This window comes from Hyella patelloides LEGE 07179, from assembly GCF_900659865.1.
In the GTDB taxonomy this organism is placed as follows: Bacteria; Cyanobacteriota; Cyanobacteriia; order Cyanobacteriales; family Xenococcaceae; genus Hyella; species Hyella patelloides.
Window position 1 is genome coordinate 1 of record NZ_LR214339.1, and the last position, 1,103, is coordinate 1,103.

Genomic DNA, 1,103 nt, shown 5'->3' on the forward strand with positions numbered 1-1,103 from the left:
TTTATTCGTTTGGAAAAAATGCGTTCAAATAGCTCAATTTCTAATTGGTATCAATTGCAAAGGAATCTATTCACTTTAGTAATTCGCGAATACATTTTAAGTAATCTTACAGATACTTTTGCCGTTTAGCATCCATGACAGTGATTTTTTGTCAATGCGTAAGTTCTAGATTATATAAAAGAAATAAATTAAAAATTTTGTTTTTATAACAAACGTTAGATATAATAAAAAGTGTAAGACAATTAACAGCTTTAACCACTCATTATCGGAGGTTTCAACATGAGTGCTTCCACGTCTCCCAAATCATCAAAACAGTGGCTAATTGGACTTCTGGTTACTGCGACAATGCTTGGTGGTGCAACTGTTCTCTGGGAAGTTTCCCAATCAGAGCAACTAGAAGCTAATAAGTCATATCCGACATTAGAAACTGCACCCATTCTCAAAAAAGTAACTGCTTTGGGTCGATTAGAGCCAGAAACAGAAGTAATTCATTTATTTGCTCCCTTAACACTAGATGGCGAGCGCATTGACCAACTCTTAGTTAAGCGAGGAGATTGGGTTGAAGCGGATCAAGTTGTAGCTACCTTAGCAAGTCGCGATCGTCTCCAAGCTGCTTTAGAAGAAGCTCAAGAAGAAGTCAAAGTTGCCCAAAAAAGACTAGCACAAATTCTAGCTGGTGCAAAAACTGGAGAAATTTCGGCTCAACAAGCCCAGATTACCCAACTAGAAGCGGAATTACAAGGACAAATTAAGGCACAAAAGGCAACTATTAATCGTTGGCAATCAGAAGTTCGTACAGCCAAAGCAGAATATGACCGTTATGAGTCTTTATATCAAGATGGAGCGCTCTCTGCATCCCAAAGAGATCATAAACGCCTGGCTTGGGAAACAGCACAGGCTCAATTAGAAGAAGCACTAGCAACTGAAAATCGAACTGTCAAAACCCTAGAAGCTCAAATAGCATCAGCTAAAGCAACTCTCAACCGCATTGCTGAAGTTCGTCCTGTAGATGTACAAACAGCCCAAGCAGAAGTAGAAAAAGCGATCGCTACTGTCAAAAGAGCGGAAACCGAACTAGCTCAAGCTTACGTGCGTACTCCGAT

Annotated in this window: 1 protein-coding gene and 1 pseudogene; both read left to right on the forward strand. The window is 39.6% G+C overall.

The genetic code is table 11. The features are described from left to right. Positions 1 to 129 (forward strand): annotated as a pseudogene (locus H1P_RS39705) (IS701 family transposase); the annotation flags it as partial. A gap of 150 nt (positions 130 to 279) precedes the next feature. Continuing rightward, on the forward strand, positions 280 to 1,103 hold an 824-nt coding region (locus H1P_RS33605), incomplete at its 3' end, for a biotin/lipoyl-binding protein (protein ID WP_144875850.1).